This window comes from Xanthomonas sp. GW (genome assembly GCF_014236815.1).
In the GTDB taxonomy this organism is placed as follows: Bacteria; Pseudomonadota; Gammaproteobacteria; order Xanthomonadales; family Xanthomonadaceae; genus Xanthomonas_A.
Genome location: NZ_CP051189.1, coordinates 2,304,893 through 2,328,829 on the forward strand (window position 1 = coordinate 2,304,893; position 23,937 = coordinate 2,328,829).

The following is a 23,937-nucleotide window of genomic DNA, read 5'->3' on the forward strand; positions in this document are numbered from 1 at the left end:
AGGGCGTCCTAGTGGGTCTTTTGGAAGGGGAAGGAGGTTTATTCAGCGACTTGGTCGTTGAACGGATTCAATAGCGCGTCGGCGACCAGCTTCAGCTGCTCTTCCAGGTGCTCGGCGAAATGGCCGGCAGCGGGAGACGGCGAGCGCGGGCGGCCGGCGTAATGCAGGCTCTGCCCGTCGGCCAGGCAGGCCTGCAGGTGGTGCTTGATCTGGTACCAGGCGCCCTGGTTCTGCGGTTCTTCCTGGCACCAGACCAGGTCGGTGGCGTTGCTGTAGCGCTTCAGCTCCGCGGCCAGCAGCTCGCGCGGGAACGGGTACAGCTGCTCCACGCGCAGGATGGCGACGTCGTCCTGGCCGCGCTTGGTCTGGTCCTCGAGCAGGTCGTAGTAGACCTTGCCCGAGCAGGCCACGACGCGCTTGACCTGCTTCGGATCGGCCTTCGCATCCGGGATCAGGTGCTGGAACTCGCCGTCGGCCAGTTCCTCCAGCGTCGACACCGCCAGCTTGTGGCGCAGCAGCGACTTGGGCGTCATCACCACCAGCGGCTTGCGCGTGGTCATGCGCATCTGCCGGCGGATCATGTGGAAGCACTGCGCCGGCGTGGTCGGCACGCAGACCAGCATGTTCTCCAGCGCGCACAGCTGCAGGAAACGCTCCAGGCGCGCGGAGCTGTGCTCCGGGCCTTGCCCTTCGTAGCCGTGCGGCAGGAACAGCGACAGCCCGCTGATGCGGCCCCACTTGGCTTCGCCGGCGGCGATGAACTGGTCGATCACCACCTGCGCGCCGTTGGCGAAATCGCCGAACTGCGCTTCCCAGATGCACAGCGCATTGGGATCGGTGGTCGAGTAGCCGTACTCGAAGCCCATCACCGCTTCCTCGCTGAGCAGCGAGTCGATCACGGTGGCGTCTTCCGGGTTCTCGACCAGCTGGCGCAGCGGCAGGTAATAGCTGTCGGTCTTCTGGTCGTGCAGGATCGCGTGACGGTGGAAGAACGTGCCGCGGCCGGCGTCCTGGCCGACCAGGCGCAGCTTGTGGCCCTCGCCGAGCAGGGTGGCGTAGGCCAGGTTCTCGGCGAAGCCCCAGTCGCCCGGCAGGTCGCCGGCGGCCATCTTGACCCGGTCGTCGTAGATCTTGGCCACGCGCGGATGCAGTTCCACGCCGGCCGGGATCGTGGTGATGATCTTGGCCAGCTGGTCCAGGGTCTTGCGCTTGACCGTGGTGTCGACCTTGTCGGTGACCTTGCCGGACAGGTAGTTGCTCCAGTCGATGGCGAATTCGTCCGGCTTGCGGGTCGCCAGCTCGGTGGTGTATTCGCCCGAATCGAGCTTGTTGCGGTAGCTGTCGACCAGCGCCTGCGCCTGGCCGGCCTGGATCACGCCTTCGCTTTCCAGCTGCGCGGCGTACAGCTCGCGGGTGGTCTTGTGCTTGCGGATGGTCTGGTACATCACCGGCTGCGTCGCCGCCGGCTCGTCGGCCTCGTTGTGGCCCCAGCGGCGATAGCAGACCAGGTCGATGACCACGTCCTTCTTGAACTGCTGGCGGAAGTCGTAGGCCAGGTTGGCCACGAACGCCACCGCGTCCGGATCGTCGCCGTTCACATGGAACACCGGCGCGCCGATCATCTTCGCCACGTCGGTGCAGTACAGCGTGGAGCGGGCGTCGTCGCGGGCGCTGGTGGTGAAGCCGATCTGGTTGTTGATGACGATGTGCACGGTGCCGCCGACCGCGAAACCGCGCGCCTGCGACATCTGGAACAGCTCCATCACCACGCCCTGGCCGGCGAATGCGGCGTCGCCGTGGATCACCACCGGCAGCACCGTCTTGCGCGCGGCGTCGCCGTAGCGCTCCTGGCGCGAACGCACGCTGCCGACCACGACCGGGTCGACGATTTCCAGGTGCGAGGGATTGAACGCCAGCGCCAGGTGCACCGAATTGCCGTCGGCCACCGCCACGTCGGCCGAGAAGCCCATGTGGTACTTGACGTCGCCGGTGTGGGCGCGGTCGTCGTGGGCGTGCTCGAACTTGCCTTCGAACTCGTCGAACAGCTTGCGCGGGTTCTTGCCCAGGGTGTTGACCAGCACGTTGAGGCGGCCGCGGTGGGCCATGCCGACCACGATGTCCTTGACCGCATCGGCGCCGGCTCGGCGCACCACCACGTCCATCATCGGGATCAGCGCATCGCCGCCTTCCAGCGAGAAGCGCTTCTGGCCGACGTACTTGGTGTGCAGGTAGCGCTCCAGGCCTTCGGCGGCGGTGATCCGCTCCAGCGTGCGGCGGCGGCTGTCGGCGTCGCCGGCGATGTTGCCGCCGGCGTTCTCCAGCCGCTGGTAGATCCACTGGCGCTGCTCGAATTCGGGGATGTGCATGAATTCGCTGCCGATCGACCCGGTGTAGGTCGCCTTCAGCCGCGCCAGCAGGTCGCGCAGCTTCATCCGCGGCTGGCCGCCGAGGCCGCCGGTGCTGAACTCGCTGCCCAGGTCGCTTTCCGACAGGCTGTGGAACGGCAGGCCCAGGTCCGGCGGATTGATCGGCGGGGTCAGCCCCAGCGGATCGAGCCGGGCGCCGAGGTGGCCGCGCGAACGGTAGGCGGTGATCAGCCGGCCGACATGGCGCTCGCGCTCGTCGCCGCCGGGGCTGGTGCCGCTGTTGGCGGCCTGGCGCGCTGCGCTGGCGATGTGCGCGATGACCGCGGAGTGGGGAACGTCACCGGCGTCGCGGCCCTGGAAGCCGTCGAAGTAGGTCTTCCACTTGGGGTCGATGCTGTCGGGAGAGACCAGGTACTGCTCGTACAGGTCTTCGATATAGGCGGCATTGCCGCCGGCGAGTTGCGATGACTGCGCAAACTGCTTTAGGAGATTGTCCACGATGGTGGGGTCGGGTCGCTTTGTGGGTTGGCTTGCGGTTGGAACCGGCGGACGCGTGGCCTGCGCGGGCGTAATCAAGCGAAAAAATTATACCCCCATGCGCAAGCCGGGGTGTGCATTTCGGATACACAGGGGCTACGCGGGGTTCATTCGTCGCGCCATCGGCAGCGGCGACGCGGCGCTACCAGCCCAGCGCGCGCAGCTCGCTGCAGTCGCGCGAGCGCTCCCAGACCCGCGCGAACGCGTCGCGCAGCTGGCGCGCGCGGCCGCCGCCGAGCAGGTCGGTCTCGCCGTCGTAACGGTGACCGAGCGCACGGAAGTAGTAGCCGCCGCCATCGTTGACCAGGTACGCGGCGGCGTAGCCCTGGTCCACCGGATCGACCACTTCGCGGAAGCGGAACACGCTGGGCAGGCGTTGCGCCAGGGCCAGCAGCGGCGCGGCGGCGCGTTGCGGGGCGGCCGCGTCGTGCAGCAGCACGCGCACCTGCTTGTCGTGCGCGGCCACCGCGAAGCGGCGCAGTTGCTCGAGCAGCGGCGCGCTGTCCAGCAGGCCCGGATCCAGTGCGCGGCTGTAGATCAGCAACTGGCGCCGCGCCTGCGCGACCACCGCGGCGCTGGCCGCGATCGCCGCGGCCGCATCCTCCACCGCGGCGGCGCCGCCGAGCACGCGCCGCATCGGTTGCCGTTCGCCGCCGCCATGGGCGTCGGCACTGCGCGCGCCGAGCGGCAGGAAGCCGTGCCGCGCGTAGAAATCGAGCGCGGCCGGCGGCGTCTGCAGGTCCAGGCGCGGCCAGCGCCGGCGCTGCGCTTCCTCGATCAACGCGGCCAGCAGCGCGCTGCCGACGCCGCGACCGCGCCAGGCCGGCAGCACCGCCATGCCGTCGATGCGCTGCTCGGGGCTCAGCCGCACGCTGCCGAGCGGCTGGCCGTCGTCGGCGCGGGCCAGCACGTGGTGGCTCAGCGCATCCAGGGCCTGGCCGGCCGCGTCCGCAGGCGTCGGCACGCCGGCCTGTTCGCGCAGCGCGCGCAGTTCGCCGGCCTGGCGGGCCGGGTCGAGCGTTTCGATGCGGAAGCCTGGGGCGGCGGGCATGGCGGGCGGCTCAGTGCTGTGCGTCGGCATCCTCGTCGCCGTGCTCGGCCTCGTCCAGCGGCTGGTAGAAGCCGGCTTCGACCAGCTGCAGCAAGGTGTCGCGGCCGGCGGCGGACAGCGCCGCGTAGTCGCTGCCGTCGAGGTGCTCGGCCGCGGCCAGGCGCCGCGCGTCCTTGATCGGCAGGGCGAATTCCAGGCCGCTGCAGAACAGGGTGGCGCCGCGCGTGGCCCGGCGCCAGGCCGGCCGCGCCCACGGGTGGCGCTGCAGGACCAGGCCCTGCTCGAGCGCCGCCGCCACTTCCTGCGGCGCCGGCGGGTTGGCCGGCGGCAGGATCTCGCCAGCGGCGCGGTAGGTGGTGATGAAGCGGCCGAACCAGGCGCCGAGGCGGTCGGGATCGTTCATGCGCAGCGCGTTCAGCGCCTCGACCACGCGGCCCATCGCCGCCGCGTCGATCTCGTACGGATCGGCCGGCACCTGCACGTCCTCGTCGTGGTAGCGCAGCGCCTCGTCGGCGCCGTCGATCAGGGTGTCCAGGTAGTCGCCGATCAGTTCGGCCGAGGACGGCGCGCGGGTGCCCACCGAGAAGGTCAGGCAGGCGTCTTCGGCGACGCCGTGGTGCGGCACCAGCGGCGGCAGGTACAGCATGTCGCCGGGGCCGAGCACCCACTCGTGGGTGGGGCTGAAGCTGCGCAGCAGCTTCAGCTCGACGTCCTCGCGGAAGTCGGTCGGCGGCGCCGTGCGGCCCATCGAGGCGCTGGCGTCGATCTGCCAGCGGCGGTGGCCGTGCGCCTGCAGCAGGAACACGTCGTAATGGTCCACGTGCGCGCCGACCGAGCCGCCCGGCGCGGCGAAGCTGACCATCACGTCGTCCACCCGCCAGCGCGGCAGGAAGCGGAACTGCTCGAGCAGGGCGCGGATGTCCGGGTCCCATTTGTCGACGTCCTGCACCAGTAGGGTCCAGTCGTGGTCGGGCATGCCGGGGAATTCGCTTTCCTGGAACGGCCCACTGCGCACGCTCCAGCGGTCGTTTGCGCGGTCGTGCACGATCAGCCGCGACAGCGCGGCCTCTTCGCAGGCCAGGCCGGCCAGATCGCCCGGCTCGATCGGCGAGACAAAGCCGGGGAAGGCGTTGCGGATCAGCAGCGGGCGCTTGTGCCAGTAGTCGCGCAGGAAGCGCGCGGCGGGCATGCCCAGCGGCTGTTGCCGGGTGGCGTCGATTTCGATCGGGAACGGGGCGGATTTCTTCATGGGCAGGCAGTCCGGCAGGGGCGAGGCCGACGTGGAGGCCGGCGATGGTCGCCATTGTCGCCCAGCCCGCCGCCCGCTGCGTTGTCCGTGCGCATGGCGGCGGGTCCGGCGGCGTGCTTGAGGGCGAGGCGGGCCGCTGTATCCGTGCCGTTGCGGTCCACCTGCCGCTGCGGCGCCGATTGTTTGACAAGCGGCCTGCGCGCAGGCTGAAGTGCGCGGCTCAGGACCAGGAGGGAAGGGAATGCGTTCACTGCCGATCTTGCTGTCGTCGTTGTTGTTGGCCGGGTGCGGGGCTGCGGACAAGCCGGGTACGACGTCCGCGCCGGTAGCTGCCGCGGCCAAGGCCTCAGCCACGCCCGACACCACGCCCGCCGCTGCGGCGGACGTGCCGGAGTTCCCGGCCATTCCGCTGATCGTGGTCCCGGAAATACTCGGGGTGACGCCTGCGCAGCGTGCGCTGGAAGCTTCGATGAAGGGCGCGCTGGATCCGATCCAGGGCGTCAGCATCGCGCCGGCGCGCTGCGCTAGCGACGGCGTACTGATCAACGATGCCGGCATCACCGGCGTCGATGCGCAGGGCAATCTGCTGCGCAATGGCGAGGACGGCCTGTTCAAGATCAACGCCGACGGCAGCGGCACGGCCAATTTCGAGGGCGGCCTGGTACAGGTCAACGCCGACGGCAGCGGCACCATCAACGGCACCGTCGGCGACGGCGAGGACGCGATCGTGCGGGTGCAGGCGGATGGATCGGGCAGCTACAACGGCCCGGCCGGCCTGATCACGCTGGACGGCAGGGGTGCAGGCACCTGGAACGGCGGCAGCGGCCTGATCCAGAACAATGGCGACGGCAGCGGCACCTGGAACGGCCCCGAAGGCCTGGTGACCATCAATGCCGACGGTTCCGGCACCTGGAACGGTGAGCACGAAATGATCCGCAACAACGGCGACGGCACCGGCATGATCGGCACGCCCGGGCGCAAGGTGGCGATGGCGCCGCTGCCCAAGGTGCCACCGGCCGGGCGCTTCCCGCCGCTGCGCAAGTTCGCGCCGCCCGGCGCGCCATGCGGCTATCTGATCACCTTGAACGATCGGGTCCTGTTCGACTTCGACAAGTCGCAGATCCGCGCCGATGCCGCAAAGGTGCTCGACACGCTGGCGACCGCGCTCGGTACCGTGCAGGCGCGCGACCTGGAAGTGGGCGGGCATACCGACAGCAAAGGCGGCGACGACTACAACCAGGTCTTGTCCGAACGCCGTGCCGCGGCGGTGCTCGAGGCGCTACGGGCGCGCGGACTGGCGCTGAAGGCGTCCGCCAAGGGCTATGGCGAATCGCGTCCGGTGGCGCCGAACCAGTTGCAAGGCCAGGACAATCCCGCCGGACGGCAGTTGAATCGGCGCGTGGAGATCTTCGTCAGGACCTGAGCGCGCTGCGCGGTCCGGCCGCGGGCGGCCGGCCGCGTGGCGTCGGCACGCTCAGTTGCCGGCGATCTGATTGTCGCGGCCGTAGTCCTGGACCTGTGCCGTGCCGGTTTGCTGGGTGAGCTGGTTCTTGCTGCCGTGCAGGGTCGCCGAGCCGATGGCGACCGCGCGCAACTGGTTTTCGTCGCCCGGCACCGCCAGTGTCTCGATGCGGCCCATCTGCAGGTTGCCGTGGCGGCCGAACAGCTCGACATTCTTGGTGTCGCTGCTCATGACCACCTGCGCGTTGTCGCCGACCACGCGCACGCCTTCGGCATGCTCGATCTGCAAGGTGCCGTTCGCGCCCAGCAACGCGATCATGCCGCACTGTCCGCGCAGCACGAGCCTGGCATCGCGGCCGGTGATGTCCACGTTGTGGCCGTCGCAGTCGATCGTGCCGCTGGTCGAGGTCACCATCAGCGTCGGACGTTCGCCGTCCGGCTGGCCGCTGGCCTGCGCGTCGCTCGTCGCTTGTGCCGACATGCTGGGGACTGCAGGCACCGGCGCGATCGGCGCCGCGGCCGTCGTGGTGGCGGCAGGCGCGGCCGCTGCGGTTGTGGTCGCAACGGCGGCATCGGTGCCGGAGGGCGAGGGCTTCTGTGTGCAGGCTGCCAACGCCAGCAGCAGCAGGCAGAGAAACGGATTCCGTGTCATCGCATATCTCCTTGTCGGGGTTCGAAGGCGGTGTTGCCGCGCCGGCGAGGGGGCGACCGGCGCGTCTGGCTCAGATCGCGCGCGCCAGGCGCTCGGCCAGGCCGATGTAGCCGCCCGGGGTCAGCGCCCGCAGGCGTTGCTTGGCGTCCTCCGGCAGTTCCAGGGTTTCGACGAAGGCCTGCATCGAGGCGGCGGTGATGCCCTGGCCGCGGGTCAGCGCCTTGAGCTGCTCGTACGGGTTGGGCAGGCCGTGGCGGCGCATCACCGTCTGCACGGCTTCGGCCAGCACTTCCCAGGCCGCGTCGAGGTCGCCATCCAGGCGCTCGGGATTGACGGTCAGCTTGCCCAGGCCCTTGGCCAGCGAATCCAGCGCCACCTGGCTGTGGCCGAACGCGGTGCCGAGCGCGCGCAGCACGGTGGAGTCGGTGAGGTCGCGCTGCCAGCGGCTGATCGGCAACTTGGCGCTGAAGTGCTCGAACAGCGCATTGGCGATGCCGAAGTTGCCTTCGGCGTTCTCGAAGTCGATCGGGTTGACCTTGTGCGGCATGGTCGAGGAGCCGACTTCGCCTTCCTTGAGCTTCTGCTTGAAGTAGCCTAGCGAGATGTAGCCCCAGATGTCGCGGGCCAGGTCGATCAGGATGGTATTGGCGCGGCGGGTGGCATCGCCGAGTTCGGCGACGTTGTCGTGCGGCTCGATCTGGGTGGTGTAGGGGTTGAACACTAGGCCCAGGCCTTCCACGAAGCGCTGCGCGAAGGCCGGCCAGTCCACGTCCGGATAGCTGGCCACGTGCGCGTTGTAGTTGCCGACCGCGCCGTTGATCTTGCCGGTCAGTTCGACCGCGGCGATCTGCCGGCGCTGGCGTTCCAGGCGCGCGACCACGTTGGCGATCTCCTTGCCCAGCGTGGTCGGCGAGGCGGTCTGGCCGTGGGTGCGCGACAGCATCGGCTGCGCGGCCTGGGCATGGGCGAGCGCGCGCAGGGTGGCGGCGACGCCGTCCAGCGTCGGCAGCAGCACCTCGCGCCGCGCCTGCTCCAGCATCAGCCCGTAGCTGAGGTTGTTGATGTCCTCGCTGGTGCAGGCGAAATGCACGAATTCCAGCGCCGGGCCGAGTTCGGCGTCGTCCTTCAGCTGCTCCTTGATGAAGTACTCCACCGCCTTGACATCGTGGTTGGTGGTGCGCTCGATCTGCTTGACCCGCGCCGCGTGCTCGACGCCGAAGCCGTCGGCCAGCGCACGCAGCCGCTGCGTGGCGGCCGCCGAGAACGCGGGCAGCTCGGCGATGCCCGGCTCGGCGCCCAGCGCCAGCAGCCATTCGATTTCCACCTTCACCCGGGCCTTGATCAGGCCGTATTCGGAGAAGATCGGCCGCAGGGCATCGACCTTGCCGGCATAGCGGCCATCGAGCGGGGACAGGGCGAGCAGGGCGGAATCCGACATGGGCAGGGGCAGGGCGGCAGCGGTGGGGCGCATATTCTACGCCGGCCGCGCACCGGCCATGCCGTGCCGACGGCCGCAGCACATCGGTGAGCAGGCTTACGCTCGCGGGCACGACCGCCGCGGCCGACCGAAGTCCTGTTCCGCGACAGCGCGTGCGCTGGCGCATGACAAACGCTCGTTGCTAAAATGCGCGGCTGTAATCGTTTTCAACAAGGACGTGCTCCTATGACTTCCCGCTTCCGCCTGGCTGCGCTGGCCGCTGCCGTCTCCGTTTTCCTGGTCGCCTGCGGCGGCAAGCCCTCGGCTGCTCCTGCCGGCCCGGCCGATGGCAAGGCGCCCGCCGACCAAGCCGCGAGCGATCCGCACGAGGCGCTGACCAGCAAGCTCAACGCGTACATCGAGTGCTTCAACAAGGTCGATGCGGACATCCACCGCGGCGCCCAGTCCTATGTCGGCTGGATGAAGGATCCCGCCGCCGGTCCCACCGGCAAGGAAACGAGCGTGTACGGGCCGGCCAAGATCGACGAGTACGACATGAAGGTCTGCGATGCGCCGATGCAGCAGGCGGTCGCCGCCAAACCGCTGCTGCCGGCCCTGGATGCCGCCGCGAAGCGTTACGCGACGGCGCTGAAGGCGCTGCAGCCGCTCGGCAACCAGGTGCGCGATTACTACGAGCGCGAGGACTATCAGGACGACGGGTTCGCCAAGGGCAAGCAGCTGCATGCGCCGCTGATGGCGGCCCTGTCCGAGTTTTCCGAGGCGAGCCATGCGTTCAGCGCCGAACTGGATGCGCAGAACGACGCCGCGCAGCGCGAGCAACTGAAGGCCATGGAAAAGGCCGAAGGCCGCACCCGCGACTTCTACCGGATGTCGATGATGCTCGAGGCCAAAGACATCGTTGCCCTGTTGCAGGAGGATGCGTTCGATACGGCCAAGGCCACGGCCTTGCTCGACGGCTTCAACACGCTGTCCGACGAAGCGCACGCCAAGGTCGCCGACCAGGAACCGGGCAAACTGGACTGGAACAGTTTCGAGACCGCCGCGGAGAACTTCCGCAAGGAAGGCAAGGCGCGGATCAAGCGGGTCGTCGACAAGACCCCGTACAGCCGCATGGAACAGGGCTGGCTGGACAACCCGACGCTGGCGCCGGAAGGCTCGCCGGGACGGCTGCTGAAGAAGTACAACGACCTGGTCTTTCAGAGCAACCGCCAGTAACCGCAGGTCGCGGCGGCCGGCGGCAACGCGGCCGCCGCTGCGCCTGGATCGGGAACCCGGCCGCGCGGCGATGTCGCGCCGGCCGCTGCCGAAGTGCCCCGGCCTTCGCCACCGCTGGCCGATTCCCGCGTTCGATCCGATCGCATCCGTGCCAGGCGCGCTTGGCGCGCTCGGCCAACGCCTGGCCGCCGCTTCACTTCCTGCGCGGTACTGGCCAAGACTCCGACATCCGCGAGGCATGCATCGGCAGCGGCATGGCTGGATGATGCGTGCCGTCCGCATCGCCATGCGGCGGCTGCGCCGTGCCTCCAGGCCTTGCTAACAACCCTTGGCGCACACTGCTGACGCCGGGCGCTGTGCCGCGGATAATGCCTGCGCCAGCCGCAGCTCCGCCAGCCTGCCTTCCCGGACGTCCCTCGCGACAGCGCCGGGTGGATTCCTTTTATGCAGATGTGGAGATTGCGCAATGAGCGACAAATTCAGGGTCGAGCACGACAGCATGGGCGAGTTGCAGGTGCCGGCCGAGGCGCTGTGGGGTGCCCAGACCCAGCGTGCGGTGCAGAATTTCCCGGTGTCCGGGCAGCCGATGCCGCGCGGCTTCATCCGCGCGCTGGGCCTGATCAAGGCCGCCGCGGCCGGGGTCAACGCCGACCTGGAACTGCTGCCCAAGGCCGTGGCCAAGGCAGTGCAGGCGGCCGCGCTGGAGGTGGCCGACGGCAGGCACGATGCGCACTTCCCGATCGACATCTACCAGACCGGCTCGGGCACCTCGTCCAACATGAATGCCAACGAGGTCATCGCCACGCTGGCTTCGCGCGCGGCCAAGCCGGGCGCGCCGGCGGTGCATCCGAACGACCACGTCAACCTCGGCCAGAGTTCCAACGACGTGGTGCCGACCGCGATCCGCGTCTCCGCCCAACTCGCCACGCAGGAACAGCTGCTGCCGGCGTTGAAGCACCTGCGCAAGGTCATCGACAAGCGTGCCAAGCAACTGGACAAGGTGGTCAAGACCGGGCGCACGCACCTGATGGATGCGATGCCGCTGACCTTCGGCCAGGAGTTCGGCGCGTGGTCGGCGCAGCTGGCCTCGGCGCAGGAGCGGCTGCAGGACAGCCTCAAGCGGCTGCGCCGGCTGCCGTTGGGCGGCACCGCGATCGGCACCGGGATCAATGCCGATCCGCGCTTCGGCGGCAAGGTGGCCAAGGCGCTGTCCGCGCTGACCGGTTGCAAGTTCGACAGCGCCGACAACAAGTTCGAAGGCCTGGCGGCGCAGGACGATGCGGTGGAACTGTCCGGCCAGCTCAATGCGCTGGCGGTGGCGCTGATCAAGATCGCCAACGACCTGCGCTGGATGAATGCCGGACCGCTGGCCGGCCTCGGCGAGATCGAGTTGCCGGCACTGCAGCCGGGCAGCTCGATCATGCCGGGCAAGGTCAATCCGGTCATTCCCGAGGCCACGGTGATGGTCTGCGCGCAGGTCATCGGCCACCACACCGCGATCACCGTGGCCGGGCAGACCGGCAACTTCCAGTTGAACGTGGCGCTGCCGCTGATCGCGGCCAACCTGTTGGATTCGATCAACCTGCTGGCCAACGTGTCGCGGCTGCTGGCCGATTCGGCGATCGCCGGGCTGAAGGTGCGCGAGGACCGGGTCCGCGAGACCCTGGACCGCAATCCGATCCTGGTCACCGCGTTGAATCCGATCATCGGCTACGAAAAAGCCGCGGCGATCGCCAAGCGCGCCTACAAGGAGAACCGCCCGGTGCTGGAGATCGCGCTGGAGGACAGCGGCCTGGGCGAAGCCGAACTGCGCAAGCTGCTCGACCCGGCGGCGCTGACCAAGGGCGGCATCCACGCCGGCGCGGGCGGCGGCGGCTGAGGCGTGCCCGCATGGTGCGGCGGGTGCTGTGCCATGCTGGCTGGCGTGTCGCATTTGAAATGCGGATGTGGGTGGCCGGAGGACGTCGAGCTTCCGGCAGATCGGCTAATCAGCCGCAACACAGTTCCGAAGCCTACCTTCATGGCTTCGCGCGTCGCGACTGAATTCGCTCCCACAACTGGGTTATGGGATCGCCAGCTAGATGCACTGTAGGAGGGGCTCCAGCCTCGACGGTATCGAAGCCGGAACCTTTGCCACCGTGCTTGTCGCGGCTGAAGCCGCTCCTACAGGGGAGGCTGCGATGGAATGCCGGGTGCACTGTAGGTGCGGCTTCAGCCGCGACAGGATCCGGCGTTGCACGTCCATCGCCACCGCCGCGGTCGCGACCGATGGCGTGTGTGCGGCAGGCGCCAGCTACTTCAGCGCCGCTCCGCCTGCAGGTTGCCGAAGCTTTCCTGGTACGGCTGCAGCGACGGGATGTCGCGCAGCAACGCGCTCTGCAGGGCGCCGATCTCCGGCGTGGTGGCGAAGCCGACCGAGCGCATGTTCGGGTCCGGCGCCGCGGTTTCCAGGGTGCGCTGGCGCTGCATTTGCAAGTGCATGAACAGCTGTTGCAGCTGGGTGCGTTGCGCCTGCGGCAACGGCAGTTCGATGTCGTCGATGCGCAGGCTGCCGTCGGGGCCGATCGAGGCGTTGGCGGCCGGCGCGCGGCGCAGCATCACGCTCATGCTGTCCACCGACACGCGCGGCTTGCCGCGTTCGGCGCGCGAGGACGAAGCTGCGCCGTCGCGCGCGCCGCACCCCGCCAGCAGCAGGCACAGCGCGATCAGGGAAAACCAGGCGACTAGCGTCTTCTTCATCGATCGGTTCGGAGCAGGAGGGTCCCGGCCATTTTAGGCCGGGACCGCCGCAATTACTTGACCGATTTGTCGCAGTCGCTGATGTCGCTGGCGTCCAGGCTGGCGTAGGGGCGGAACGCCGGTACTTTCTGCGCCAGCGTGTCCTGCGCCTGGCGCAGCGTCGCCACCTGCGCGCAGATCTTCAGCGCTTCCTGCTTGAGCTTCTCGGCCTGTGCCTCGATGTTCTCGCCGACATGCTCGGTGTTGCCGCTGATGACCCCGGCCAGCGCGTCGCCGGCCGCTTTCACGCCGAGTGCGGCGCCTTGCTTGCCGACCTCCAGCCCCTGCATGCCGACCGCGCCGAGTTGTTCGCGATAGCGAGCCAGCACGGCGTGCTGTTCAGCGTCGAGCGCGACCTGCTTGCCGTCGATCAGCAACTCGCCGGTGCGGGTGATGGTCGCCGGCGGTTGCCCAGACACCTTCAGGGTGATGTCGCCGTTGTCGAAACTCAGGCTGCGCGCGCTGGGTGTGTTGCTGGTCGTCCGGTCGGACTGCGGGGTCGAGGGCTGGCAGGCGGCCAGGGCCAATAGCGCGATCAGGGCGATGCCGGCCAACGGCAGGGAACGATGCTGCATGGGTGTGTCCTCGGTCGAAGCGAGAAGGGAAGGCCGCGGCTCAGCGCGGCTTGGGCACGTTGACGCTGCCGCGCACGCCGCTGTGGTGGATGTCGCCGCTGCCGACCCGCTCCACGGTGAGGTTGCCACCGACGCCGTTGACTTCCAGGTCGCCGGAGCCGATCGATTGCAGCGCCACGCTGCCGGTCACGTCGCGCAACTGCGCATCGCCGGAGCCGATGCTGCCGATCTGCACCGCGCCGCGCACGCCGTGCACGGTCAGGTCGCCGGAGCCGACGGTGCCGATCTTGACGTCGCCGCCGACCTGGCTCGCCTTGACGTCGCCCGAACCCAACGTCGGCAGGCTGAGGCTGCCGATGTCGCGCAGTTCGATGTCGCCCGATCCCACCGTGGCGCTGACCGCGCCGCGCACGCCGTGCGCATGCAGGTCGCCGGAGCCGACCGTGGCGTCGAGCGAGGCCACGCCGCCGATGTCGGCATCGCCGGAGCCCAGCCGCAACTGCACGGGCAGGGAACTCGGCACGCTGCCGGCCAGGTCCAGGTAGGCGTAGCGGGTGCCCGAGCTGATGCCGTGGATCTTGCCGTCGTGCTGCAAGGTCACGATCAGCGTGTCGCCTTCGCGGCGCTGGCGCACGGTGAGCTCCTTGAGCATGTCCGCATCGGAGGCGCAGGCGCGGCCGCGCAGTTCGAACGCGGCACCGCTGGCGCCGGTCAGCTTGAGGTTGTTCTGCTGCGCGTCGAAGATCACATTCTTGGCGCCGGCCAGATCCAGTTTCAGGTTGCGCGGCTCGGAATGCCGGCATTCGTCGGCCAGGGCCAGGGCCGGTACCAGCAGCAGCGCGGACAGCAGCAAGGTCTTGCGCATCATCGTGAACTCCATATGCAAAGAGGGAATCGGGAAAGGGAGAACGCTGCGGATCAGGCTTCGTCGCGCCAGCGGCGCAGGTAGATCGCCGCGACGATGAAGGCCACGCCGATCGCCGCGCCGATCCAGATGTCGGCGCTCTGGAAGATGCGCCAGGCGTCGCTGAGTTGGATTGCGTTGGCCAAGTCCTGGGCACCGTCGATCTGCATCGGCGGCGCGCTCTCGCTGAGCACCGGCAGCCAGGTGCCCGGCAGCACGCTCAGCAGGCCACGGTAGACCACCGTGTACCAGATCGCGTTGTGGTTCACGTGCAGCATCGGCAGGATGCCCATCATGCTCGCCATCACGCAGCCCAGGACCGGGATCAGCACCGCCCACAGGAACGGCTTGGTGCGCGCCCAGGCCGAGCAGAACATCAGCCAGCCGATGGTCGGCAGCGACCACATCACGTAGATCGGCAGGTTCGACAGCACGCCGCCGATGATGCGCAGCGGATGCGAGTGGGTGAACACCGCGCTGCTCTGGGTGATGCCGTTGACCGAGATGGTCAGTGCGGTGATCACCCACAGGGCGACGCCGATCAGCAGACCGATGCCGATCGCCACGATCGGCGCCAGCAGCAGCGCCCAGACGGCCTTGGACAGCACCGTGCTCAGGTCCGACAGCGGCAGCGACTTCCAAAACAGCACGCTGCGGTCGCGGCGGTCGTCGTACAGCGAGCCCAGCGCGTAGAAGAACACCACGAAGCCAAGCACGATGCAGGCGATGACCACGCCGGCCAGCATGGTGCCGTCGCCGACCGCACCGACGATCTCGTGCAGCTTCTCCGGCCCGCCGTCGACGTTGATGCCGTTGCTGTCGTTGCCGTGGCCGGCGATGGTGCCGATCAGCGCCAGCACCGCGTACATCACGGTGACCACCGCACCGGCGATGACCGGCGCCCACAGGAAACCGCCGCGGTGTTCCCAGAATTCGCGCTTCAGCAGCCACTTGAAGGTGGACAGCGGCGAGATGGACTTGGCGGGTGCGTTCATGCGTAGGTCCCCTTCATGATGGCGACGAACAGGTCGGCGAGGCCGGGGTTGCGGGTTTCGCCCAGCGCGGCCAGCTGCGCCTGCGGCACGCCGTCGTACAGGAACACGGTCTTGCCGAACGGCAGGCCGCGCTCGTCGATCGGCTGCAGCGCGCGCGCCGCGTCGATGCGCTCGGCAGGCACCAGCAGTTCGGTGTAGCGCGTGGCCATGTGCTCCATGTCGGCGCTGAGCACGATGCGGCCGTCGCGGATGAACAGCACGTCGGTGAGGATGTGCTCGATCTCCTCGACCTGGTGGGTGGTGATGATGATGGTCTTCTGTTCGTCGAAGTAGTCTTCCAGCAGGCGCTGGTAGAACTCCTTGCGGTACAGGATGTCCAGGCCCAGGGTGGGCTCGTCGAGCACCAGCAGGCGCGCGTCGATGGCCATCACCAGCGCCAGGTGCAGCTGCACGATCATGCCCTTGGACATTTCGCGCACGCGCAGCTTCGGCGTGAGCTTGGTGTTGGCCAGGAAACGCTCGCACTTGGCGCGGTCGAAGCGCGGATGCACCCCGGCGACGAAGTCGATCGCCTCGCGCACCCGCATCCAGCGCGGCAGCACCGCCACGTCGGCGATGAAGCACACGTCGTTCATCAGCTCGTTGCGTTGCTTGCGCGGGTCCATGCCCAGCACACGCAGTTCGCCCTCGACCGCGGTCAGGCCGAGCACTGCTTTCAAGGCGGTGGTCTTGCCGGCGCCGTTGGGACCGATCAGGCCGACGATGCGGCCCGGCGCGATCGCAAAGGAGGTATCGGCCAGCGCCGGCTTGTGGTTGTAGGTCTTGCGCAGCGAGCGCGCGGAGACGACGGATTCGGATGCGGCGACAGCGGCAGTCATGGTGTTTTCCCCGGTGGCAACAAGTCTTCCAATGTCAGGCCCAGGCGCTGGATCCGTTCCAGCACCAATGGCCACTCTTCGTTGAGAAAGCGGTCGCGTTCGCTGCCGCGCAGCTTCTTGGCCGCTTCCTCGGTCATGAACATGCCCAGCCCGCGGCGCTTCTCGACCAGGGCCTCGTCGGCCAGTTCCTGGTAGGCACGTGACACGGTGATCGGGTTGAGCTGGTATTCGGCGGCGACCTGGCGCACCGAAGGCAGCGCGTCGCCGGGCTTGATGATTCCATCCAGCATCATCGCGATCACGCGATCCTTCAGCTGGCGGTAGATCGGAGCGCCATCGCTCCATTGGATATCGCTCATGGTCAGCTCCGTGGACGCAGCGTGTGCGCGAAGGAGAAATAGGGCATCGACAGCGATGCGCGCATCCGCCGTACCGGCGCGGGCGCGGCGGGAGGGGCGCGGCTGTCTTCCTGCGGCTCGCTGGCGCCATAATCGGGCGACCGTCCCTGGCTACCTTGGGCGCCGACCCAGCTCACCGAGAACAGGGCGCCGACGATGACCATGGCCGGAAGGCTGCGCTGCATGCGTTGGAGGTTCATCGTTTCCCCTGCTCTGGGTGAGTGGTGTTGTATTTAACTATAACACCGTCACACGTCATGTCAACACAGCGACCACCCCAACTCATGGCCTAGTGCCTGCGCGTTTCCCTTTCTCCTTACGGTGCCCCGATGAAACTATCCAAACGCTTGTTTTTCCTCGCGATCCTGGCCGCTGCCGGCACCGTCGGCAGTGCCTGGGCGGCGTCGCTGCTGGACCAGGACTACCGTCCGCTGGCCGGCAAGGACAAGGTGAATCTGAACAAGACCTACGGCGGCAAGGTGCTGCTGGTGGTCAATACCGCCAGCAAGTGCGGCTTCACCCCGCAATACGACGGCCTGGAGCAGCTGCAGCAGCGCTACGCCGCGCAGGGTTTCAGCGTGCTCGGTTTCCCGTCCAACGACTTCAAGGGGCAGGAGCCCGGTTCGGAGAAGCAGATCCAGGAATTCTGCACGCTGACCTACGGGGTCAAGTTCCCGATGTTCGAGAAGGTGCATGTGCTCGGCACCGAGGCGACGCCGCTGTACCAGCAATTGACCAAGGCCACCGGCGTGGCGCCAGGCTGGAACTTCCACAAGTATCTGATCGCGCGCGACGGACGCGTGGTCGCGCAGTTCCCCAGCAAGATCGCGCCGGACGATCCGGCCCTGCGTGCGGCCATCGAACGCGAACTGAAAGCGCAGCCGGGATCACATTGAATCCGGGTCGATATCGTTGCCGCGCATGCGACAATGCGGCCTCTGCGCCATGGCGGCGCCTCTAATTCACTTCCAGGAAAGTAGCGAATGAAGATGGGAATGCGCGGCGCCGTGGCGTCGCTGTTGATGGGGATGGCGGTGGTGGCGGGCAGCGCGTCCGCGCAGGCGCCGGCGGCGGCCAAGCCGGCGGCGCTGAGCAGCGATAAGCAGAAGGTCAGCTATGCGATCGGCATGGACGTGGCGCGCTCGTTCGAGCCCATCGCCCAGGACATCGATCTGGACGCCATGCAGCGCGCGATCGAGAACGCGTTCAAGGGCGGCAAGCCGTTGTTGTCCGACGAGCAGGCGCAGGCCACCGATACCGCATTGCGTACGCAGATGGCCGCGCGCGCCGGGCAGCCGATCCCGGGCATGGCGCCGGGCAGCCAGCCGCCGCCGGTGTCCAAGCAGAACGTGGGCCTGATGCTCGGCGATCGCGCGGTCGGCCCGTCGCTGGCGCGGATCCAGAACGAGATCGATCTGGGCATCTTGATGGGCGCGGTACGCACCGTGTTCGCCAAGGGCGACACCGCGATGACCCAGGAGCAGGCGGCCGCCACGCTGCAGGCCTACAGCGCCTCCAAGCAGGCCGCCGCGTCGACCGAGAACCGCGAGAAGGGCAACGCCTTCCTGGCCCAGAACAAGACCCAGAAGGGCGTGGTCACCACGCCGTCGGGCCTGCAGTACATGGTGCTGCGCCAGGGCAGTGGCGAACGGCCGATGCCGACCAGCAAGGTGCGGGTGAACTACGAAGGCAAGCTGCTCAATGGCGAAGTGTTCGACAGCTCGTACAAGACCGGGCAGCCGGCCGAGTTCTCGCTCAGCCAGGTGGTGCCGGGCTGGAGCGAGGGCGTGGCGCTGATGCCGGTCGGCTCCAAGTACCGTTTCTGGATTCCGTCGAACCTGGGCTACGGCCCGCAGGGCACGCCGGGCGGCCCGATCGGCCCGGATTCCATGCTCACCTTCGACGTGGAACTGTTGGGCATCCTTCAATAACCGAAAGGAGATTACATGCGCGTAGCGATATTCGGCACCGGCTATGTCGGGCTTGTCACCGGAACCTGTCTGGCCGAGGTAGGCCATCACGTGGTATGCGTGGACATCGACCAAGCCAAAGTGGATGGGCTCAACAAGGGCGTGGTCCCGATCTACGAGCCTGGCCTCTCGCCGATGGTCAAGGCCAATCACGCCGCACGGAGGCTGTTCTTCACCACCGACGCGGCCAGCGCCATCGCGCATGGAGATATCGTGTTCATCGCCGTCGGCACGCCGCCGGACGAGGACGGTAGCGCCGATCTGCAGTACGTCCTCGCAGTGGCCCGCACCATCGGCCAGCACATCCAGGGACCGACGGTGGTGGTCAACAAGTCGACGGTGCCGGTCGGCACCGCCGACAAGGTGCGCGCGGCGATCGCCGCCGAGCTGGACAAGCGCGGCGAGACGATCGAGTTCGACGTGGTGTCCAACCCGGAATTCCTGAAGGAAGGCGACGCCGTCGCCGACTGCATGCGTCCGGACCGCATCGTGATCGGCAGCAGCAAGCCGGGCACCGCCGCGCGCCTGCGCCGCCTGTACGCGCCATTCAACCGCAACCACGACCGCATCGTGGAGATGGACGTGCGTTCGGCCGAGCTGACCAAGTACGCGGCCAACGCGATGCTGGCGACCAAGATCAGTTTCATGAACGAGATCGCCAACATCGCCGAGCGGGTCGGCGCCGACGTGGAGAAGGTGCGCCAGGGCATCGGCTCGGATCCGCGCATCGGCTGGCACTTCATCTACCCGGGCGCCGGCTACGGCGGCTCGTGCTTCCCCAAGGACGTGCAGGCGTTGGCGCGCACCGCGCAGCAGTACGGCCACGAGGCCAAGCTGCTGGACGCGGTGGAAGCGGTCAACGAGGCGCAGAAGGGCCATCTGTACGAGCTGATCCAGCGCCACTACGGCGGCCAGAGCGTGGCCGGCAAGACCTTCGCGGTGTGGGGCCTGGCGTTCAAGCCCAATACCGACGACATGCGCGCCGCGTCCAGCCGCCGCCTGTTGGCGCAGCTGTGGGAGGCCGGGGCGACGGTGCGTGCCTACGATCCGGAGGCGACCGAGGAAGCCAAGCGCATCTTCGGCGAACGCGACGACCTGAGCTTCTGCGAGGATGCCTTCGCTGCGCTGGAAGGCGCCGACGCGCTGGTCGTGGTCACCGAATGGAAGCAGTTCCGCAGCCCGGATTTCACCCGGATGAAGGAACTGCTCGGCGACGCGGTGGTGTTCGACGGCCGCAATCTCTACGATCCGCAGGAAATCGAGACCTTCGGCCTCGCTTACTATGGCATCGGCCGCGGGCGTTCGATCAGTGAAGCATGATTTCTCCACCCAGGATCGACTGCTGGAGAACCGGTTGATCGAGCTGGAGACGCGCCTGTCCTTCCAGGAACAGGCGCTGTCCGAGGTCAGCGATGCGTTGGCCGAGGCACGCGCCGAAAGCCAACGCAACGCCGTGCTGTTGCGCCACCTGCTCGAAGACCTGGGCAAGGTGCGCAGCACGCTGTATGCCGACGCCGCCGACGAACCACCCCCTCCGCATTATTGATACCGATCCGATCCTGCCACGATGAGCGATACCCTCCGCGACCAGCTGCTGGGCCTGGGCTTCAAGCCTGTGCCGAAACCCGAACGCCCAGAGCGCAACGCCACGCCCGCGCAGCCGTCGCGCGGGCGGCCCGGCCAGCATCCGGTGCATGGCCACAAGCCGCCAGGCGCGCGTGGCGAACGCCCGCACGCCGCCGGCAAGCCCGGTGGCGCGCGCGCGCATGACGGCGCCGGCCGTCCGCGTGGCGACGGTGCCGCTCGTCCTCCGCATGCGGCAGGCGACGGCCGCGGCCGTCCGCAGGGTGCGGGCAGGCCGCAGGGCGCGCCTGGCCAACAGCCGGCGCGGCCGCATGCCGCACGGCCGCCGCGCACGCGCGAGGACATCGACCTGGCCAAGGCCTATGCGATCCGTGCGCAGCGCGAGAAGGACGAGCGCATCGAGGCCGAACGGCTCAAGCAGGAGCAGGCGCGGCTGCGCCGCGAGGCGCGGGCCAAGCTCGACGAACTGGTGAAGGACCAGGCGCTGAATCATGCCGAGGCCGACATCGCCCGCCACTTCCCCTATGGCGGCAAGATCAAGCGCATCTATGTCACCGCCGAGCAGCTCAAGGCGCTCAATGCCGGCGAGCTGGGCGTGCTGCAGCAGAACGGCCGCTACCTGCTGGTGACGGCGGCGCTGCTGGATCAGGCCGAGGCGATCTTCCCGGCGTCGGTGGCGTTGCGGGTCGATCCGAACGCCACAGCCGAAGAAGATCCCTACGCCGATCCGAAGTACCAGATCCCCGACGATCTGGTCTGGTAAGCATGGCTTTCCCAGGGATGGGGAGCGCAGGGAACGAGCGCCTGCGCACGTCATCGCCCGCACACGCGGCGGGCGGCTATCTGCCGTATATCGATGGACTGCGCGCGCTCGCGGTGCTGGCGGTCATCGCCTACCACCTGGATCCGGCCTGGCTGCCGGGCGGTTTCACCGGCGTCGACGTGTTCTTCGTGATCTCCGGCTTCGTGGTCAGCGCCTCGCTGCAACGCTTGCCCACAGCCGGCAGCTTGGGCGTGTTCGCGCAGTTCTATGCGCGGCGCATGCGCCGCATCGCGCCGGCGCTGGTGGCCTGCCTGCTGATCACCGCGCTGGCCAGCGGCCTGTTCATTCCCGACTCCTGGTTGAGCGAGACCAGCGCCAAGACCGGGCGCATGGCCTTCGTCGGCCTCAGCAACTGGGTGCTGGCCGCGACCGGCAACGATTATTTCTCGCCGAAGGCCGAGTTCAATCCGTATACGCATACCTGGTCGCTGGGCGTTGAAGAGCAGTTCTACCTGCTGTTCCCGTTGCTGTTCCTGGCCTGGAACCGTGGCGGCCGCGGCCGCGTGTGGTCGACGCTGCTGGTGGCGCTGGCCTCGGCCGGCTCGCTGGCGTATGCGCTGCTGCGCAGCCGCGGCGGCGGCGAGGCCGGCGATGCGTTCTACCTGACCACCGCGCGCTTCTGGCAACTGGGCAGCGGTGTGCTGCTGTACCAGGCACTGGCGCTGAGCGGGCGCTTCGATGCCGGCGCCGTGCCAGCGCCGCATGCGGCCTGGAACTGGCGTTCGCCGCTGCTGGCATTGGCGCTGGGCTTGGTCGGTTACGGATTGTGGCGTGCGCGCCCCGGGTACTCGCCGTGGCCCGATGGCCTGTGGCCGGTGTTGGGCACGCTGGGCCTGCTGGGATTGCTGCATGGCGCGCCGGCCGGCTGGATCAAGCGAGCGCTGTCGCAGCGCGCGGTGGTGGCGATCGGCCGCGTCTCCTATTCGCTGTACCTGTGGCATTGGCCGGTCTTCGTGCTGTTTCGCTGGACCGTGGGCCTGGAGTCGGCGCTGGCCAAGGCGCTGGCGTTGCTGCTGGTGGCGGTGCTGGCGATCGCGTCGTACCGCTGGGTGGAACTGCCGTGGCGCAGCGGCCGCATCGGCAGGATGCGCACCCCGGCACGCACCATCGCCGCCGGGCTGGGCCTGATCCTGCTCGCCGCCGGCGCGCATGCGCTGTTGCTGGATACGCAGCGCTATTACTCGCTGAGCACGGTGAGCCGGCATCCGCTGGACTGGTACGCGTATGCCAAGGGCATGCGCAAGGAGTTCCCGCATTGCACGCTGAAGACCGGACGCGCGGAGCTGCAGGTCGGCAGCGCCAAGCTGTTCGAGCGCGGCGATTGCGACTTGCGTAACCGCGATGGCGGGCAGCTGTTCGTCGCCGGCGATTCGCATGCGCTGGCCTACAACGAACTGCTGCGCCGCTTCGCGCTGCAGAGCGGCGTGGCGGTGCGCCTGTACGGCGTCGGCGGCTGTCCGATCGTCGGCCTGCAGGCCTGGCAGGCGACGCATGCCGGTTGTCAGGCCTACGAGCGCAGCACCCTGGCCGACGTGCAGGCGCAGGCGCGCGACGGCGATGTGCTGTTCCTGCCCGCGCTGCGGCTGCTGCGCCTGGCCGAGCAGACCCAACTGTTCGACGAGGCGGCGGTGATGGCCGAGCAGGACAGTGCGCAGGCGCAGGCGGTACGCGCCTCCGGCGAGGAGGCGGCGGTCGCGCTGCTGCAGCCGCTGGCGCAGCGCGGCGTGCGCATCGTGTTCGAAGCGCCCAAGCCGTTGCTGCGCGCGCCGCCGTACCGCTGTTCGGACTGGTTCAACCGCGGCAACGCGATCTGCGCGCGCGGCACGCAGATCCAGCGCGACACGATGGAACGCTACCGCGCGCCGGTGCTGCAGAGCCTGCAGCGGATCGCCGCGCGGTTGCCGCATGCGTCGGTTTGGGACCCGTTGCCGGTACTATGCGAGCCGCAGCGTTGCGCTGGCATGCGCGACGGGCACCCGCTGTTCTTCGATGCCGATCACCTCAGCGGCTACGGCAATCGGCTGCTGTTGCCGAGCTTCACGGCGCACTTCAAGGCGGTGCAGGCAGAATCGGGCACGACGTTGTGAGCGGCGGCGCTCGCTCTTGCGGAGGCAGTCCATGACCACAGGCATTCCGGTTGCGCCGTTGCGCGCGCAGGTCCGCCGCCGCGGCGCGTGCGCAACGCATCGTGCGGCGGCGCTCATGCTGGCGCTCGGCGCTTTGGGTGCAACGCGCATCGCTCATGCCGACGATGCGCCGGCATTCGACCGCCCCGGCATCGGCTTCGCATCGCAGACCCTGCCGGCTGGCAGCGTCGCCTGGGAGCAGGCGCTGTCGGACGTGAGCTACGACCGCAGCGGCGGCGTGCGCAGCACCGAGTACGTGGCCGACAGCCGCCTGCGGATCGGCCTGAGCGCGCAGGCGGAACTGCAATTGGCCATTGACAGCCAGGTCTGGCAGCGCGTGCGCGGCACCGGCCAGGATTTCCGCGGGCATGGCGGCGGCGATGCCAGCGTCGGTTTGAAATGGGCCTTGCCGAGCACGCGCGACAGGTTTTCCTGGGCCGTGCTCGGCACCGCCGCCGTGCCGGTGGGACGCGCGCCGTACGGCGACGACGGGCATCGCTACGACCTCGGCGTCAGCGCCGGCTGGGACCTGGACGGCAGCCGCAATGTCGCGCTGTACGCCAACCTCAGCGACAGCGACGACGGCCACGGCTGGACCGTGTCGCCGAGCTACACGTTCTACGCGCAGGGCAACCTCAGCGTCTATGCCGAAGCCGGCATCGGCGGCGGCGAGGACGAGATGCGCGCGCTCGGCACCGGGCTGACCTGGTTGATCGCCGGGCGCGTGCAACTGGACCTGTCGGTGCTGCGCGGCTTGTCCGCGCCGACGTCGGATTGGCAGGGCGGGCTCGGCGTATCGGTGCTGCTGCGCTGAGCGCAGTTAGCCCCTGTCCCTGCGGGAGAGGGGTTGGGGTGAGGGTCCGGCGCGAAGCGGCTCGCGGTGTTTGGGTGCGCGAGGCTGCGCCCGTACCCTCATCCGGCCCTTCGGGCCACCTTC

General features: G+C 68.6%; 22 protein-coding genes. 10 read left to right on the forward strand and 12 right to left on the reverse strand.

What is annotated here, in order from left to right:
- Positions 1 to 38: 38 nt before the first annotated feature.
- From HEP73_RS09705 to HEP73_RS09715, 3 genes are all read right to left on the reverse strand, one after another.
- Entirely contained in the window at positions 39 to 2,864 is a 2,826-nt protein-coding gene (locus tag HEP73_RS09705; RefSeq protein WP_185823011.1) for a 2-oxoglutarate dehydrogenase E1 component, read from the reverse strand.
- A gap of 181 nt (positions 2,865 to 3,045) precedes the next feature.
- On the reverse strand, positions 3,046 to 3,954 hold the full coding sequence (locus tag HEP73_RS09710) for a GNAT family N-acetyltransferase (protein WP_185823012.1): 909 nt from the start codon (positions 3,952 to 3,954) through the stop codon (positions 3,046 to 3,048).
- Between the two features lie 10 nt (positions 3,955 to 3,964).
- A complete protein-coding gene (locus HEP73_RS09715) occupies positions 3,965 to 5,203 on the reverse strand; it encodes a ribosomal protein uL16 3-hydroxylase (protein ID WP_185823013.1) in 1,239 nt (412 codons plus the stop codon).
- A 241-nt stretch (positions 5,204 to 5,444) separates the two neighbouring features.
- Here HEP73_RS09715 and HEP73_RS09720 point away from each other — a divergent pair, with 241 nt between their 5' ends.
- A complete protein-coding gene (locus HEP73_RS09720) occupies positions 5,445 to 6,626 on the forward strand; it encodes an OmpA family protein (protein ID WP_185823014.1) in 1,182 nt (393 codons plus the stop codon).
- Positions 6,627 to 6,677: 51 nt separating this feature from the next.
- Here HEP73_RS09720 and HEP73_RS09725 read toward each other — a convergent pair whose 3' ends face one another.
- Together HEP73_RS09725 and purB are read right to left on the reverse strand one after the other, a co-directional pair.
- Positions 6,678 to 7,316: a DUF3060 domain-containing protein gene (locus HEP73_RS09725; RefSeq protein ID WP_185823015.1), complete on the reverse strand. Its 639-nt coding sequence runs from the start codon at positions 7,314 to 7,316 to the stop codon at positions 6,678 to 6,680.
- A gap of 70 nt (positions 7,317 to 7,386) precedes the next feature.
- Positions 7,387 to 8,754 (reverse strand): adenylosuccinate lyase, encoded by a 1,368-nt coding sequence (gene purB / locus HEP73_RS09730; RefSeq protein ID WP_185823016.1) that lies wholly within the window; start codon positions 8,752 to 8,754, stop codon positions 7,387 to 7,389.
- A 225-nt stretch (positions 8,755 to 8,979) separates the two neighbouring features.
- On the opposite strand from purB, the gene HEP73_RS09735 reads away from it, so the two are divergent.
- Positions 8,980 to 9,969: a YiiG family protein gene (locus HEP73_RS09735; protein ID WP_185823017.1), complete on the forward strand. Its 990-nt coding sequence runs from the start codon at positions 8,980 to 8,982 to the stop codon at positions 9,967 to 9,969.
- A gap of 466 nt (positions 9,970 to 10,435) precedes the next feature.
- Positions 10,436 to 11,848, forward strand: a complete 1,413-nt coding sequence (locus tag HEP73_RS09740) for a class II fumarate hydratase (protein ID WP_185823018.1) — start codon at positions 10,436 to 10,438, stop codon at positions 11,846 to 11,848.
- Positions 11,849 to 12,267: 419 nt separating this feature from the next.
- Here the strand turns inward: HEP73_RS09740 and HEP73_RS09745 are convergent, their stop codons facing one another.
- Genes HEP73_RS09745 through HEP73_RS09775 form a run of 7 tightly spaced genes read right to left on the reverse strand, consistent with a single transcriptional unit; the run spans position 12,268 to position 16,697 of the window.
- A complete protein-coding gene (locus HEP73_RS09745; RefSeq protein ID WP_185823019.1) occupies positions 12,268 to 12,708 on the reverse strand; it encodes a hypothetical protein in 441 nt (146 codons plus the stop codon).
- A gap of 53 nt (positions 12,709 to 12,761) precedes the next feature.
- Complete coding sequence (locus tag HEP73_RS09750; protein ID WP_185823020.1) at positions 12,762 to 13,322, reverse strand: DUF2884 family protein; 561 nt, start codon at positions 13,320 to 13,322, stop codon at positions 12,762 to 12,764.
- A gap of 40 nt (positions 13,323 to 13,362) precedes the next feature.
- A complete protein-coding gene (locus tag HEP73_RS09755) occupies positions 13,363 to 14,187 on the reverse strand; it encodes a GIN domain-containing protein (protein WP_185816565.1) in 825 nt (274 codons plus the stop codon).
- A gap of 53 nt (positions 14,188 to 14,240) precedes the next feature.
- Entirely contained in the window at positions 14,241 to 15,221 is a 981-nt protein-coding gene (locus HEP73_RS09760; protein ID WP_185823021.1) for an ABC transporter permease, read from the reverse strand.
- Positions 15,218 to 16,099 (reverse strand): ABC transporter ATP-binding protein, encoded by an 882-nt coding sequence (locus HEP73_RS09765; RefSeq protein WP_185816198.1) that lies wholly within the window; start codon positions 16,097 to 16,099, stop codon positions 15,218 to 15,220. Before HEP73_RS09765 ends, HEP73_RS09760 begins: the two co-directional genes overlap by 4 nt.
- A complete protein-coding gene (locus HEP73_RS09770; protein WP_046980357.1) occupies positions 16,096 to 16,458 on the reverse strand; it encodes a GntR family transcriptional regulator in 363 nt (120 codons plus the stop codon). The genes HEP73_RS09765 and HEP73_RS09770 overlap by 4 nt, the downstream gene beginning before the upstream one ends.
- Before the next feature lie 2 nt (positions 16,459 to 16,460).
- Positions 16,461 to 16,697: a hypothetical protein gene (locus tag HEP73_RS09775; protein ID WP_185816199.1), complete on the reverse strand. Its 237-nt coding sequence runs from the start codon at positions 16,695 to 16,697 to the stop codon at positions 16,461 to 16,463.
- A 129-nt stretch (positions 16,698 to 16,826) separates the two neighbouring features.
- Between HEP73_RS09775 and HEP73_RS09780 the strand changes: the two genes are divergently transcribed.
- The 7 genes from HEP73_RS09780 to HEP73_RS09810 all read left to right on the forward strand — a co-directional run bounded on the left by HEP73_RS09780 (position 16,827) and on the right by HEP73_RS09810 (position 23,814).
- The gene (locus tag HEP73_RS09780; RefSeq protein WP_255423733.1) at positions 16,827 to 17,393 is read left to right on the forward strand and encodes a glutathione peroxidase; all 567 of its coding nucleotides are present in this window, start codon (positions 16,827 to 16,829) and stop codon (positions 17,391 to 17,393) included.
- 87 nt (positions 17,394 to 17,480) lie between these two features.
- A complete protein-coding gene (locus HEP73_RS09785; protein WP_185823022.1) occupies positions 17,481 to 18,428 on the forward strand; it encodes an FKBP-type peptidyl-prolyl cis-trans isomerase in 948 nt (315 codons plus the stop codon).
- A gap of 15 nt (positions 18,429 to 18,443) precedes the next feature.
- Positions 18,444 to 19,787, forward strand: coding sequence for a UDP-glucose dehydrogenase family protein (locus tag HEP73_RS09790; RefSeq protein ID WP_185823023.1), 1,344 nt, complete (start codon positions 18,444 to 18,446; stop codon positions 19,785 to 19,787).
- Positions 19,750 to 20,013 (forward strand): SlyX family protein, encoded by a 264-nt coding sequence (locus tag HEP73_RS09795; protein WP_185816202.1) that lies wholly within the window; start codon positions 19,750 to 19,752, stop codon positions 20,011 to 20,013. The genes HEP73_RS09790 and HEP73_RS09795 overlap by 38 nt, the downstream gene beginning before the upstream one ends.
- Before the next feature lie 21 nt (positions 20,014 to 20,034).
- Positions 20,035 to 20,814 carry a DUF2058 domain-containing protein gene (locus HEP73_RS09800; protein ID WP_185823024.1) on the forward strand — a complete coding sequence of 260 codons (780 nt, stop codon included), beginning with the start codon at positions 20,035 to 20,037 and terminating at the stop codon, positions 20,812 to 20,814.
- 2 nt (positions 20,815 to 20,816) lie between these two features.
- The gene (locus HEP73_RS09805; RefSeq protein ID WP_458309663.1) at positions 20,817 to 22,961 is read left to right on the forward strand and encodes an acyltransferase family protein; all 2,145 of its coding nucleotides are present in this window, start codon (positions 20,817 to 20,819) and stop codon (positions 22,959 to 22,961) included.
- A gap of 31 nt (positions 22,962 to 22,992) precedes the next feature.
- Positions 22,993 to 23,814 (forward strand): transporter, encoded by an 822-nt coding sequence (locus HEP73_RS09810; protein WP_185823026.1) that lies wholly within the window; start codon positions 22,993 to 22,995, stop codon positions 23,812 to 23,814.
- The last annotated feature ends 123 nt before the right edge of the window (positions 23,815 to 23,937 follow it).